Origin of the sequence: Colwellia sp. BRX10-4 (genome assembly GCF_014077465.1) — a bacterium.
In the GTDB taxonomy this organism is placed as follows: domain Bacteria; phylum Pseudomonadota; class Gammaproteobacteria; order Enterobacterales; family Alteromonadaceae; genus Colwellia_A.
Genome location: NZ_JACGVZ010000016.1, coordinates 24,931 through 37,804 on the forward strand (window position 1 = coordinate 24,931; position 12,874 = coordinate 37,804).

Annotated in this window: 12 protein-coding genes and 3 tRNA genes; all 15 read left to right on the plus strand. The window is 38.8% G+C overall.

Annotated elements, in window-relative coordinates; all coding sequences use genetic code 11:
• Positions 1 to 167: 167 nt before the first annotated feature.
• Positions 168 to 1,967, plus strand: a complete 1,800-nt coding sequence (aspS, locus tag H4J67_RS12990; RefSeq protein ID WP_182171721.1) for an aspartate--tRNA ligase — start codon at positions 168 to 170, stop codon at positions 1,965 to 1,967.
• Positions 1,968 to 2,353: 386 nt separating this feature from the next.
• Entirely contained in the window at positions 2,354 to 2,890 is a 537-nt protein-coding gene (gene ruvC, locus H4J67_RS12995) for a crossover junction endodeoxyribonuclease RuvC (protein ID WP_182171718.1), read from the plus strand.
• A gap of 75 nt (positions 2,891 to 2,965) precedes the next feature.
• Positions 2,966 to 3,589: a Holliday junction branch migration protein RuvA gene (ruvA, locus tag H4J67_RS13000; RefSeq protein WP_182204013.1), complete on the plus strand. Its 624-nt coding sequence runs from the start codon at positions 2,966 to 2,968 to the stop codon at positions 3,587 to 3,589.
• A gap of 123 nt (positions 3,590 to 3,712) precedes the next feature.
• Entirely contained in the window at positions 3,713 to 4,717 is a 1,005-nt protein-coding gene (gene ruvB / locus H4J67_RS13005; protein WP_182171715.1) for a Holliday junction branch migration DNA helicase RuvB, read from the plus strand.
• Between the two features lie 505 nt (positions 4,718 to 5,222).
• A complete protein-coding gene (ybgC, locus tag H4J67_RS13010) occupies positions 5,223 to 5,633 on the plus strand; it encodes a tol-pal system-associated acyl-CoA thioesterase (RefSeq protein WP_182203977.1) in 411 nt (136 codons plus the stop codon).
• Positions 5,623 to 6,306 carry a protein TolQ gene (gene tolQ / locus H4J67_RS13015; RefSeq protein WP_182171709.1) on the plus strand — a complete coding sequence of 228 codons (684 nt, stop codon included), beginning with the start codon at positions 5,623 to 5,625 and terminating at the stop codon, positions 6,304 to 6,306. Before ybgC ends, tolQ begins: the two co-directional genes overlap by 11 nt.
• 15 nt (positions 6,307 to 6,321) lie before the next feature.
• Positions 6,322 to 6,747 (plus strand): protein TolR, encoded by a 426-nt coding sequence (tolR, locus tag H4J67_RS13020; RefSeq protein WP_182171706.1) that lies wholly within the window; start codon positions 6,322 to 6,324, stop codon positions 6,745 to 6,747.
• Between the two features lie 4 nt (positions 6,748 to 6,751).
• Complete coding sequence (gene tolA / locus H4J67_RS13025; protein WP_182203979.1) at positions 6,752 to 7,648, plus strand: cell envelope integrity protein TolA; 897 nt, start codon at positions 6,752 to 6,754, stop codon at positions 7,646 to 7,648.
• A gap of 56 nt (positions 7,649 to 7,704) precedes the next feature.
• The gene (tolB, locus tag H4J67_RS13030) at positions 7,705 to 9,051 is read left to right on the plus strand and encodes a Tol-Pal system beta propeller repeat protein TolB (protein WP_182171700.1); all 1,347 of its coding nucleotides are present in this window, start codon (positions 7,705 to 7,707) and stop codon (positions 9,049 to 9,051) included.
• A gap of 52 nt (positions 9,052 to 9,103) precedes the next feature.
• Positions 9,104 to 9,649: a peptidoglycan-associated lipoprotein Pal gene (gene pal / locus H4J67_RS13035; RefSeq protein ID WP_182171697.1), complete on the plus strand. Its 546-nt coding sequence runs from the start codon at positions 9,104 to 9,106 to the stop codon at positions 9,647 to 9,649.
• A 12-nt stretch (positions 9,650 to 9,661) separates the two neighbouring features.
• On the plus strand, positions 9,662 to 10,474 hold the full coding sequence (gene ybgF / locus H4J67_RS13040) for a tol-pal system protein YbgF (RefSeq protein WP_182171694.1): 813 nt from the start codon (positions 9,662 to 9,664) through the stop codon (positions 10,472 to 10,474).
• A 162-nt stretch (positions 10,475 to 10,636) separates the two neighbouring features.
• Positions 10,637 to 10,712, plus strand: a tRNA-Lys gene (locus tag H4J67_RS13045).
• Between the two features lie 82 nt (positions 10,713 to 10,794).
• Positions 10,795 to 10,870, plus strand: a tRNA-Lys gene (locus H4J67_RS13050).
• A 90-nt stretch (positions 10,871 to 10,960) separates the two neighbouring features.
• Positions 10,961 to 11,036, plus strand: a tRNA-Lys gene (locus H4J67_RS13055).
• 542 nt (positions 11,037 to 11,578) lie between these two features.
• The gene (gene nadA / locus H4J67_RS13060) at positions 11,579 to 12,622 is read left to right on the plus strand and encodes a quinolinate synthase NadA (protein ID WP_182203981.1); all 1,044 of its coding nucleotides are present in this window, start codon (positions 11,579 to 11,581) and stop codon (positions 12,620 to 12,622) included.
• Positions 12,623 to 12,874: the final 252 nt, after the last annotated feature.

A 12,874-nucleotide genomic window follows, 5' to 3' on the forward strand; every position in this document is an offset into this window, starting at 1 on the left:
CAACTAATTTATCATCCGTAAAATATTTTTTAATCATTTTACGGTCACTATTCCCCTTAATGCTTTTTTTGTCGTCATATTCCTTTATAATGTTGGCAATTTTCTATCCTAACGATTGCCATGCTAATACTTTGCATGAGCTAGTTAGTATTATCAGGACAACAGACATGCGCGATCTTTATTGTGGTGATGTGAACGAATCTCACATTGGCAAAGAAATTACTTTATGCGGCTGGGTTAACCGTCGTCGAGACTTAGGTGCGGTGATCTTTTTAGATCTACGTGATCGTGAAGGTATGGTGCAAGTCGTTTATGATCCAGATTTACCTGAAGTTATTGCTAAAGCGAATACCTTACGTAATGAATTTTGTGTTCAAATTAAAGGCAAGGTGCGTGCCCGACCAGAAGGTCAAATTAATAAAGACATGAAAACCGGCGCTATTGAAATTTTAGGTTTAGAACTGACTATTTTAAATAAGTCGGCACCATTACCACTTGATTCCAACCAAAATAACTCAGAAGAACAACGGTTAAAATATCGCTATTTAGATTTACGTCGTAGCGAGATGACAGAACGTATGCGCTTTCGTGCAAAAGTAACATCGGCAGTGCGAACGTCCCTAGAAGGGCAGGGCTTTTTAGATATTGAAACACCTATTTTAACTGCGGCGACACCTGAAGGTGCACGTGACTATTTAGTACCAAGTCGCACACACAAAGGTCAGTTCTTTGCTTTACCGCAGTCACCTCAGTTGTTTAAACAATTGTTAATGATGTCGGGTATGGAACGTTACTATCAAATTGTTAAATGTTTTCGTGATGAAGATTTACGCGCTGACCGTCAGCCTGAATTTACTCAAATAGATATTGAAACGTCATTCATGAGCAGCGAGCAAGTGATGAATGTTGCTGAAACGATGATCGTTAAATTATTTAAAGATTTGATGAATGTTGATTTAGGTACATTTCCTCGTATGACTTATTTAGAGGCAATGACACGTTTTGGTTCAGATAAACCTGATTTACGTAATCCACTAGAATTAGTGGATGTTGCTGATATTGTTAAAGATGTAGAGTTTAAAGTTTTCTCTGGACCTGCAAACGACGAAAAAGGCCGTGTATCAGTAATTTGTGTTCCAGGTGGTGCAGCAAAATTCTCACGCAAGGGTCTTGACGAACTGACTAAGTATGTTGGCATTTATGGTGCTAAAGGTATGCCTTGGTTAAAAGTTAATGATGTTGATGCAGCCTTAAGTACTGGTATTGACGGCATACAATCGCCGGTCTTGAAGTTCTTAAATGAAGAAGCGGTAAAAGCGTTATTAACACGTACTAACGCTAAAACAGGCGATATTATTTTCTTTGGCGCCGACAAGTACAATGTTGTCACTGAATCACTCGGTGCATTGCGTCTTAAACTAGGTGAAGATTTAGAATTATTACAAGGTGATTGGAAACCATTGTGGGTTGTTGACTTCCCAATGTTTGAAGAAGCTGATGGCGGCATGCATGCAATTCATCACCCGTTTACCGCACCTATTAATTTAACGGCTGAAGCATTAGAAGCTAACCCTGTTGGCGCGCTTTCTGATGCTTACGATATGGTGTTAAATGGCTGTGAATTAGGCGGTGGTTCGGTACGTATTCATAACCAAGATATGCAAGCTGCAGTTTTTAGAATTTTGGGTATTAGTGACGAAGAAGCGCAAGAAAAATTTGGCTTTTTACTTGAAGCACTTCAGTATGGTGCTCCACCACACGCTGGCTTAGCGTTTGGTTTAGACCGCCTAGTAATGTTAATGACTGGCGCATCATCAATTCGTGATGTTATGGCTTTTCCAAAAACAACCACAGCGGCTTGTCCATTAACCAATGCACCAGGTAAAGCAAATCCAGCTCAGCTTGTTGAACTGGGCATCGCTTGTTTACCTAAAGCTGAAAAGAAAGAAGAACCTTTAGCTGAATAGTTTATAAATAATCAGTGTTCGATAAAAAGCAGCTAAATTAGCTGCTTTTTTATCTATATAATGTACGGTCATGAAAACTCTTAGACAGCCATGGCATCACTGCATTAGTCCTTTCTATACGTAATTATTGTTCCAGGTAAATCATAGCCTCTGCTCTCTGTAGGCAATGTCGTAGTGCCATGGATGCACCAGCCAATCATGTACTAGGGCTCTTGTCGTCTTGCTGAATTCATTTTAGTATATGAATAACCGTTCTTATCTGCATAACGTTCATTGTCAAAATGAACGACGACATTGCCATTTAACTGACTTCAACGCATAATCTCGATACTCTTTTAAGCCGTTCCTGCTTTCGTTAAAAATACTATTAAATAAGAGAACTCAATTTGACCATAATCCTAGGTATCGATCCTGGCTCACGTATTACCGGTTACGGTGTTATAAAAAAAGAAGGTCGCAAAATCTCATATTTGGGCAGTGGCTGTATAAAAGCATATGCGGGCAATAAAGAGGAAGATGACTTTAGCCTGCGTCTACAGACTATTTTTGCTGGTGTTTCTGAGTTGATCCTGCAATTTTCTCCCGAACTTTTTGCTATAGAACAAGTTTTTATGGGCGTTAATCCAGGTGGCGCGTTGAAGTTGGGCCAAGCGCGAGGAGCTGCTATTGTTGCGGCAACCAATAAAGGCTTACCGGTTGCAGAATACTCAGCCAGACAGATAAAACAATCGGTTGTTGGCACGGGCGCCGCCGATAAAAGCCAAGTACAACACATGGTAAAATCTATTTTAAAACTGCCTGCAATGCCGCAAGCGGATGCTGCCGATGCACTCGCTATTGCGCTTTGTCATGCACATAGCCATGATACACTTGCAAAAATGGCGGGGCAGGTCAGTAAAGTTGTCCGCGGACGATTACGATAAACCACGCAAGCGACTTTACTGTATAAATATATAGTGGTATGGTTGCCAGAAGTTAATGTAGAGAAGGTTTTAGCTGTGATTGGTCGTTTACGTGGAACATTATTAGAAAAATTAGCACCAGAAGTCTTAATTGAGTGTGGGGGAATTGGCTACGAAGTGACAATGCCAATGACCAGTATTTATGCCTTACCTGAATTAAACGAACAAGCCATTATTTATACGCACTTTGTGGTTCGTGAAGATGCGCAATTATTATATGGCTTTGCTAATAAAATCGAACGTAGATTATTTAGACTGGTTATTAAGGTTAATGGCGTTGGCCCTAAATTAGGTCTTGCCATACTTTCAAGCATGTCTGCAGACCAATTTGTTAGCTGTGTTGCTCATGACGACTTGACCAGCATTGTAAAAATACCAGGCGTTGGGAAAAAAACAGCTGAACGTTTACTTATTGAAATGCGCGACCGCTTAAAAGATTGGCAAGTCACTCATACGACATCGCCATTAGCATCGGGAACACTTCCGATTGAGGTTCATCATGAAAATACTTTTGTGACTAATGCAAAAGGTGATGCAATTAACGCATTAGTTTCTTTAGGCTACAGTCAGCAACAAGCTGAAAAGTCGATACGAAACGTATTTAAAGCAGAATCAACAAGTGAAGATCTTATTCGTGACGCATTAAAGTCAATGCTTTAATATCTACTACATTGATAAAATTTAGATAAAGCTAACACGTAAATAACAGGCTGCTAATAGTAACATCGGCCTGACAATACTTACTTAGCCGTATTTAAATAAGTAAAGACACAAGAGAAAATAATGATAGAAGCTGATCGTCTTATTGAACCCACTGCCCAGCCAGAAGAAGAAACCGTTGATCGTGCTATTCGTCCTAAACTACTAGCTGATTACACTGGACAAGATCATGTCAAAATTCAAATGGAAATTTTTATCGCAGCGGCAAAGAAGCGTGATGAACCACTCGATCATTTATTGATATTTGGTCCTCCTGGTTTAGGTAAAACCACACTTGCCAATATTGTGGCTAATGAAATGGGCGTGAATATCCGCACAACTTCCGGTCCTGTTTTAGAAAAAGCCGGAGATTTAGCGGCTTTACTGACTAACCTCGAAGAAAATGATGTGCTCTTTATTGATGAAATTCATCGTCTAAGTCCTGTAGTTGAAGAAATCCTTTACCCCGCAATGGAAGATTATCAGCTAGATATCATGATTGGAGAAGGGCCCGCAGCTCGTTCAATAAAATTAGACTTACCAGCATTTACCTTGATTGGTGCAACGACCCGTGCCGGCGCCTTAACATCACCACTGAGAGACCGTTTTGGCATTGTGCAACGACTTGAGTTCTATAACACTAAAGATTTAACTGAAATAGTTAAACGTTCAGCCTACTTTCTCAAGCTACCTATCGACGAAGAAGGTGCATTTGAAGTGGCCAAGCGTTCTCGTGGCACACCAAGAATAGCTAACCGATTATTACGCCGAGTTCGTGACTATGCAGATGTGAAAACCCAAGGCATTGTTAGCCAAGCAACGGCCGCTAAAGCACTAAATATGTTAGAGGTTGATGATCAAGGATTTGATTTAATGGACCGGAAATTATTACAAGCGATTATTGATAAATTTATGGGCGGTCCTGTTGGCCTTGACAATGTTGCAGCAGCCATTGGCGAAGAGCGCGAAACGATTGAAGATGTTATTGAGCCTTATCTTATTCAGCAAGGTTTCCTGCAAAGAACACCGCGTGGACGTATAGCAACTGAACGTGCTTACCAGCATTTTGGTTTAGATAAGCCGGTTTAATAACCAACTCAGATCGTCGTATCAAATTTTAGGTAAAAAAAAGCCCACATCAATTATGTGGGCCAACTTATAAATTAAGTTGATAAGAGGAAATAGGGTTCCAATAAACATGTCAGAGAGAAGAGATAAAATCTATTCAAGTTGTCTGGCTATCAATTACCCCGCTATATCAGTGAAGATAAACTTGAATAATTATTACGTTAGCTCGAACAACAGGCGGATTTTAGAGTAACTGTTCTATTTATACAAGATAAAAAAATTAGATATTTCGCATTAGAAAAACTAATGTTAATTTTTGTGGTGTGTCTTAACCAGCGCGGTACAAACCGCTAATTCTCCGCTAGAAACTATTTTTCAAAATGTTACATTCGATTACCACTAAACGCTTGTCGTTAGAAGTTATTATCATTAATATAGAAGAAATTATAATTGAGTGCCTCGAATTTTATTTTTAACGATAAAAATACAAATAACGATGCTCTGAGTGTTTTACATCATTTAACTTATGCCAGATATTAAACACGTTTATCCAGTTAGGATATATTATGAAGACACAGATGCCGGTGGTATTGTTTATCATGCAAACTATTTAAAGTTTTGTGAACGTGCACGTACTGAGTGGTTGAGAGAATTAAACGCGAATCAATCATCTTTTTTAGAACAAAACATCGGTTTAGTGGTCAGAAGAGTGGAAATGGATAATGTAGCCTCAGCCAGCTTAGATGATTTAGTTATTGTTACCTCATGGATTAGTGAATTGAAACGCGCCAGTCTGGTTTTTACTCAACAAATTAGTGATCAGCAAAATAAGCTTATTTGTGCTGTTGTTGTCCAAATTGCTTGTGTTAACTTATCACTTGCCAAACCCTGTGCTATTCCCGAAAAAATATTAGGAGCGTTAAAACGTGTCAGCTGAAATTTCTATATTTGATTTATTTCTGCAAGCCAGTTTGTTAGTTAAAAGTGTAATGTTAATTCTATTAGGTTTTTCTATTGCATGTTGGGCGATGATATTTCAACGTCGAAAAGCACTTAACGACGCACAGGCACAAATGAAAATCTTTGAAGATAAGTTTTGGAGCGGAGCAGACCTAAGTAAACTCTATAATGAAGTTTCGTCTAAAGGTCCCGCCACCGGTATTGAAAGTTTATTTGTCTCAGGCTTTAAAGAATTTGCCCGTTTACGAAAAAGCAATATGGATTCACCACAAGCGATTGTTGACGGAACTCATCGAGCAATGCGCGTTGCACTTTCACGTGAAGTTGACCATCTTGAAACACACTTACCATTTATGGCGACCGTGGGCTCTATTAGTCCGTACATAGGTTTGTTTGGTACTGTTTGGGGGATTATGAATTCGTTTATTGCGCTTGGCGCTGTTGAACAAGCAACACTTGCGATGGTTGCTCCGGGTATTGCTGAAGCATTAATTGCAACGGCTATGGGCTTATTTGCTGCAATTCCAGCAGTAATCGCTTTTAACCGTTTTAGCCATCATGTTGAAAGATTAGAAAATGGCTACGGTAATTTTATGGAAGAGTTTTCCAGTATTTTACAACGTCAAAGTACCAGTGAACCATCAGCATAAACGGAGTAATATCTTATGTATAAAAGAGTAAGACGCCGTAAAGTTGCTGAAATCAATGTTGTTCCTTACATTGATGTTATGTTGGTGTTGTTGATTATTTTTATGGTTACCGCGCCATTGGTCACTCAAGGTGTGAAAGTTAACCTACCTAAGGCCGATGCAGAAGCGCTTGATAAAGAGTCAAAACCGCCTTTAGTCGCTTCTGTTGATGCCGACGGTAATTATTATTTAGCGGTTGGTACCAGTAAGAATGAACCTATGTCTGCTGAACAAGTGGCAACACTGGTTGCTGCCCATTTAAAAGTTGAACCTGACACGCCAGTCGTTGTTAACGGTGATGGCGCTGTTTCTTATGATGCTGTGATACAACTAATGGTGTTATTACAACAAAAAGCAGGTGTGCCATCGGTTGGTTTAATGACAGACCCTGGAGCTAAATAATTAAATGAGCCGAAAATTTGCTATCGCATTATCGTTTAGTTTCTTATTACATATCGTATTAGCTGCGGTATTATTGATGGGCGATTTTGACAGTGAACCAAAAGTGGCGCCCAAAGTTGTGCAAGTTCAAACTATTCAGGCAACTATTGTTGATAAAAGTAAAATTGAAGCACAAGTTAATAAAATTAAGCAAAAAAAACTTGATGATGCCAAACAGTTAAAAGACTTGGAACAACAAGTGGCTTCCGCTAGGGTAAAACGTGCTAAAGAAGAAAAACGTATTAAAGCACTTGAGCGACAAAGAAAGAAAAAATTACTAGAGAAAAAGGCAGCTGATTCAGCAGCAAAAAAAGCGCTGAGCAAAGCCAACGCTGCTGAAAAAATACGTAAACAAAAAGAAGAAGAGCAAAAAATCGCAGAACAAGCGACGGCTGATGCAAAAGCTAAGCGCTTAAAAGAAGAAATAGCAGCCAAAAAAGCCGATGATTTACTGAAGAAAAAAGCAGCAGAGCGTAAACGTAAAGAACAAGAAGCTCAAGAGCGTGCACGACAGCAAGAAATGTTAGAGCAACAAATGGCTGAAGAAATGGCGGTTAGACAACAAGCCCGATATCAGCAAACAATGAGTGAGGTTGGTCGGTTTACCGCCCTTATAAGGCAAACCATTCAAGGAAACTTGATCACTGACCGCAGCACTATGGAAGGTAAGTCTTGTAAGTTAACCATAAGTCTTGCACCATCAGGTTTTGTAACCAACGTTGTTATTGGCAAAGGGGACCAGGTAGTTTGTAGCGCTTCAAAGACCGCTATTTATAAAGCAGGGACATTACCTGTCTCTAAAGACCCCGAAGTATTTAAAGAAATGCGTACGATTAGCCTAACAGTGGTGCCTGAATTTTAATGGTTCAGTTTATATTCAATGAAAAATAACCCATGACTGAGAAAATAGTAAAATATATGAATAAATTTAAAGTAGCCTTCATTTTCTTTATCGTACTGATTTCAAATAGTGCATTTGCAACGCTTGAGATTGTCATTACTGAGGGTATTGATAGCGCTAGACCTATCGCTGTTGTACCTTTTAAATGGACAGGACTAGAGCCGCTTCCAGAAAATATATCGTCGATTATTGGTGAAGACTTATTGCGCAGCGGTAAATTTAACCCAATAAAAAATAATCGTTTTCCACAAACACCCTTTTCTGATCAAGAAATTGATTATTCAGCTTGGGCAAATGAGGGCGTTGAAGCGGTTGTTGTTGGAGAAATTAATCAAATAGGTATTAGTCGTTACAAGATAAGCTACCAGCTGGTTGATGTTATTCGTGGGCAGATCACCGGTGGACAATCGCAAATGCTAAGCAATGGAGAATTGGTTCAAACTTCTGATCATATTTATGCTGAGGGTGCTTTTGAAATTAATGCTGACCAATTTCGTCGTTATGGACATCACATCAGTAATGTTATTTATGAAAAGTTAACTGGCAGTAAAGGTGCATTTTTAACCAAAATTGCTTATGTGATAGTGCGAGACCAAGGTGAATTTCCTTTTCAGTTAGTGATGGCTGATTATGATGGTGTTAATGAGCACGTTTTGTTGAGTTCTAAAGAGCCATTAATGTCACCTTCATGGCATCCAAGTGGCAATCAGTTAGCGTACTCGACATTTGAGAATAACCAACAAAAAATATATATTATAGATATCTATACCGGAAAGCGTACTATGATCAGCGATCACCCTGGTATAAATAGTGCGCCACGTTGGTCACCCGATGGTAATCAACTTGCGATGATGTTATCTAAAGATGGCAATTCAGAGCTCTATGTTATGGAAGTAGCAACAAGAAAACTACGTCGTATCACCCGTCATCGAGCGATAGATGCAGAGCCAAGTTGGAGCCCTGATGGAAAATCATTAGTATTTAGTTCAGAACGGGGTGGTAAACCTCAGCTTTATCGCGTAAATTTAGTCGATGGTCGTGTTAAACGACTCACCTTTGATGGTGAAATGAACCTTGGTGGTTCAATTACACCTGACGGTCGCCAACTAATTATGGTGAACAGAACACGAGGGAATTATCATTTAGCTAAACAAGAGTTGGCGTCAGGAATTTTTCAAGTTCTGACTAAAACACGTTTAGATGAGTCGCCGAGCATAGCTCCAAATGGTGGCATGATAATCTACAGTACTTTACACAATAATAGGCAAGTGCTTAGTTTAGTATCTGTAGATGGAAGATTTAAAGCGCGCTTACCCGCGGCTGATGGTGAAGTAAAAGCACCTGCTTGGTCACCATTTTTATAAAAAATTAAACATTAATTTAAAACATAACTTTAGAAAAATAAGGACAATTATAATGCGTTTGAATAAAACTGTGAAAGCTCTTGCGATTGCTTTGCCAATTTTGGCTTTATCTGCTTGTAGTTCAAATTCAGAAACTGATGAACAAAGCAATGTAGCGACTAATGCTCAAGAGTCTTCAGTAATAGAAAATAATACTGCTGATGTTCAAGTAAGCGCCGTACAACGTGCCGCCGAAATTGAAGAGCAACAACGTCAAGCATTAGAAAAACTTCGTGCTGAGCACATTGTTTATTTTGATTTTGATACCTCTACAGTTAGCACTGAATTTTCTGCTATTTTAGATGCACATGCTAAATTTTTAAACAAAAGCTCAAGCATGAAAGTTTTAGTTGAAGGCCATGCCGATGAACGTGGTACGCCTGAATACAACATTGCTTTAGGCGAACGTCGTGCTAAAGCGGTAGTAACTTATTTAGAAAATATGGGTGTTTCATCTGCACAGCTAAGTGTTGTTAGCTACGGTGAAGAAAAGCCGATGATTAAAGACCGTAGTGATAACGCATTTGCTAAAAATCGTCGTGCGGTATTAGTTTACTAATCAAGGATAGAAATGAAACTGAATAAATTTTTATTCGGGATGTCCTTTGCTGTTACTACCCTTGCGGTAGTGGCAGCAGAATCTGCTCCCGTTATAGATATAACCAAGACGGGTGCAATTAAAAGTAGCCCTTCGCAATATACCTCTTCGGTACCAGAAACAATGGCTGAGAAGTTGGTTAATCTTGAACGTAAACTTGATGCTCGTAATCGTGCCCAAGTCAAGGTGCAGCGACAGCTTGATGAACTTCAAAATGAAGTGAATGAATTACGTGGTGTTACTGAATTACATACTCATCAGCTTAGTCAAGTTTTGAATCGACAGCGTGAGTTATATCAAGAGCTTGACCGTAGGGTAACAGAAGCATTAAAACCTGAAAATAACGTTCCTGCGGCGATTATAGCCCCAGCAAAAGCCTCTTCAGACGCTTCAATAAATTATTCAATGAATTTAACTGAAAACCAAGCATATGACAGCGCGGTAAATTTAGTTTTAAAAGACAAACAATACGATAAAGCGATCCCTGAATTTCAAGCGTTTAATCGAAAGTTCCCAAATTCTAGTTATGCACCCAACGCACATTATTGGTTAGGACAGCTATTATTTAATAAAACTGAATACACCAAAGCAAAAAATGAATTTAATTTAGTGGTTGAACAATACCTCGACTCAAACAAGCGAAGCGATGCAATGTTGAAGTTGGCGATGGTTGAACAAAAGCTAAATAATAACGCAGCAGCAAAAATTTGGTATCAGAAAGTTCTCGCACAATACCCAGATTCAAGTGCGGCTCAACTAGCAAAACCTAGGTTAGAAAATTTATAACCAATAAAAGCGACGATAACTTACACTAACTGCCTTCTTTTTATGCAAGTAGTCAATTAATAAGAAATAAGTTGAATTTAAGGTTGCACTAAAAAAAATTATGAGTATTATATGCGTCGCGTTGAGGCACTAGTGCAACGCAGTGTGAATTAGCACTTATGTCGGCCGTTAGCTCAGTTGGTAGAGCAGTTGGCTTTTAACCAATTTGTCGAAGGTTCAAATCCTTCACGGCCGACCACTTCTTTATAATGTTTATTTCTTATAAAGTAAAAGAAGCACCTTGTAAGATTCGAAATTTATTTCGAAAAAAGAAAATATGGCGGCCGTTAGCTCAGTTGGTAGAGCAGTTGGCTTTTAACCAATTTGTCGAAGGTTCAAATCCTTCACGGCCGACCAACTTCTTTCTTAACAAGTACAATGCAAAATTAGCATATTAGTGAATTTTGCATTAGTTGATGATGATTCTCAACACCACAGTTTATATGTCGGCCGTTAGCTCAGTTGGTAGAGCAGTTGGCTTTTAACCAATTTGTCGAAGGTTCAAATCCTTCACGGCCGACCACTTCTTAAATAGTTAATTTCCAAATTTATAAATCAGATAGCAAACAACAAAAAGCCGAGGCTTTTAACCGTTAAGCCGATTAGCTCGAAGGTTCAAATCCTTCATGGCCGACCACTTCTAAAATAATTAATTTTCAAATTTATAAGTCAGATAGTTAACAATAAAAAGCCGAGGCTTTTAACCGTTAAGCCGATTAACTCGAAGGTTCAAATCCTTCACGGCCGACCACTTCTAAAATAATTAATTTTCAAATTTATAAGTCAGATAGTTAACAATAAAAAGCCGAGGCTTTTAACCGTTAAGCCGATTAATTCCAAGGTTCAAATCTTTTATGGCCAAACACTGCTTAAAGTAAGTCCTTAAGATAAACGCTTAACTTCAAGACGCTCCTTAATTAATATCTTATTCAAAAGCTACATGCTCAATAAAATCCCATCCTGTATTATCTTGTTTTAATCTTTAATAGTTAAAAGTCTTATACACATCACGATATCTATATCGTATAATTGCGTGGTATTTAAAGAGATAATCAGAGATAAATAATGTCGCAAAGTAATTTAGCCGTAGAATTTGATTTTCAATTTCCAGCGAAACCAGCTCCACTTTCAGATAATGAACGTAGCCAATATAAAGATCGTATTAAAACTTTATTGAAAGAGAAAAATGCGGTACTTATTGCTCATTATTATACCGATCCCGAAATTCAGGCTTTAGCTGAAGAAACGGGTGGCTGTGTCGCCGACTCTTTAGAAATGGCGCGCTTTGGCAACAATCATCCAGCAACAACGCTAATTATTGCTGGTGTTCGTTTTATGGGTGAAACCGCGAAAGTACTGACGCCTGAAAAGACCGTGGTTATGCCAACACTCGAAGCAACCTGTTCATTAGACTTAGGCTGCCCTATCGAAGAGTTCTCTGCTTTTTGTGACCAGCACCCTGACAGAACTGTTGTTGTGTATGCGAATACTTCAACGGCTGTAAAAGCTAGAGCGGATTGGATCGTTACCTCTTCTTGTGCATTAGAAATTATTGAACACCTTGATGAGCAAGGTGAAAAAATTCTTTGGGGACCTGACCGTCATTTAGGCGCATACATTCAAAAGCAAACGGGTGCCGAAATGTTAATGTGGCAGGGTGCTTGTATCGTTCATGATGAATTTAAAAGCAAAGCGTTAAAGGATATGAAGGCTTTGCATCCAGACGCAGCCATTTTGGTGCACCCAGAGTCTCCTGCAGATGTTATTGAGCTTGCTGATGCTGTTGGTTCAACCAGCCAGCTAATTAAAGCTGCTCAAGTGATGTCCAACAAAAAGTTTATCGTCGCAACAGACCGTGGTATTTTTTATAAAATGCAGCAGCTATGCCCAGATAAAGAATTCTTTGAGGCACCAACAGCGGGTGAAGGCGCAACCTGTAAAAGTTGTGCTCATTGCCCATGGATGGCAATGAACGGTTTAAAAGAGATAGAAGACGCATTGCTTAATCCATTAGGCAGAGAAGTGTTTGTAGACATGAAACTTCGCGATGGTGCATTGAAGTCATTGGATCGCATGCTAACGTTTAACAACGCTTTAGCCAGTAAATAACCATTAAGGTGATTTTTTGCTGGTAAAGTAATCAGTTGGCCTCTTTTTATTAAAATTAAGTTGTGTTGGCTATTAAATTTACCTACCATAGCGCAGCTTTATTTTATGACATGTCTATAAGTTTAAAGTGTTTATAAAGTTATTTTTTTACGCAGTAGATTCTCTGAGTAGCGAGTTAATACTTGTTTTAAAATGCCTTTAATAGATAAAATTAGCGTGCTAATCTATCTCAATAAAAATTAGCTTGTTAGT

Excerpts from the sequence above, each read along its gene's own strand:
- aspS (WP_182171721.1), top strand. The coding sequence starts at position 168 with ATGCGCGATCTTTATTGTGGTGATGTGAACGAATCTCACATTGGCAAA.
- ruvB (WP_182171715.1), top strand. The coding sequence starts at position 3,713 with ATGATAGAAGCTGATCGTCTTATTGAACCCACTGCCCAGCCAGAAGAA.
- ybgC (WP_182203977.1), top strand. The coding sequence starts at position 5,223 with ATGCCAGATATTAAACACGTTTATCCAGTTAGGATATATTATGAAGAC.
- tolR (WP_182171706.1), top strand. The coding sequence starts at position 6,322 with ATGTATAAAAGAGTAAGACGCCGTAAAGTTGCTGAAATCAATGTTGTT.
- tolA (WP_182203979.1), top strand. The coding sequence starts at position 6,752 with ATGAGCCGAAAATTTGCTATCGCATTATCGTTTAGTTTCTTATTACAT.
- tolB (WP_182171700.1), top strand. The coding sequence starts at position 7,705 with ATGAATAAATTTAAAGTAGCCTTCATTTTCTTTATCGTACTGATTTCA.
- pal (WP_182171697.1), top strand. The coding sequence starts at position 9,104 with ATGCGTTTGAATAAAACTGTGAAAGCTCTTGCGATTGCTTTGCCAATT.
- ybgF (WP_182171694.1), top strand. The coding sequence starts at position 9,662 with ATGAAACTGAATAAATTTTTATTCGGGATGTCCTTTGCTGTTACTACC.
- nadA (WP_182203981.1), top strand. The coding sequence starts at position 11,579 with ATGTCGCAAAGTAATTTAGCCGTAGAATTTGATTTTCAATTTCCAGCG.